At 49.6% G+C, this 478-nt stretch carries 1 protein-coding gene; it reads right to left on the reverse strand.

Annotation, left to right across the window (positions count from 1 at the left end; genetic code table 11):
* Window positions 1-177 precede the first annotated feature (177 nt).
* The coding region (locus ACTHTU_RS11255; protein ID WP_440362597.1) for a hypothetical protein at window positions 178-478 on the reverse strand (301 nt) is incomplete at its 5' end.

Raw genomic sequence — 478 nt, forward strand, 5'->3', positions numbered from 1 at the left:
CATAGCCCCCAGCCACCTTCGTGCTGCTGTGTGTTTAAACGCTGTATCGATACCTGATTTTGCGACTTCAGGCACCAGCCGCCTTCGGGCTGCTGTGTGGTGAGACTGAATCCCAGACAGCCAATGAGCATTGCAAATAGCCAGCCGCTTTAGGGCTGCTGTGTGTTGAAACATAACTTATTGGTACCGGCCTGCCCCAAATGTTGAACCAGCCGCCTTCGGGCTGCTGTGTTTTGAAACTATTTGATGACGCTGTTGAACTTCTAAATACTTTTCCAGCCGCCTTCGGGCTGCTGTGTGTTGAAACTTCTTCATTTGGATTTGATTAGAATCAGCACCATACCCAGCCGCCTTCGGGCTGCTGTGTGTTGAAACTGAACCTAAACGATTAGCTGATGATATGCACTTGCCAGCCGCCTTCGGGCTGCTGTGTGTTGAAACTTTATCATCGTCATCGTCATTTGACTGTTGATTACCC

It is taken from the genome of Neisseria sp. P0020.S005 (genome assembly GCF_051957055.1).
Lineage (GTDB): Bacteria > Pseudomonadota > Gammaproteobacteria > Burkholderiales > Neisseriaceae > Neisseria > Neisseria subflava_A.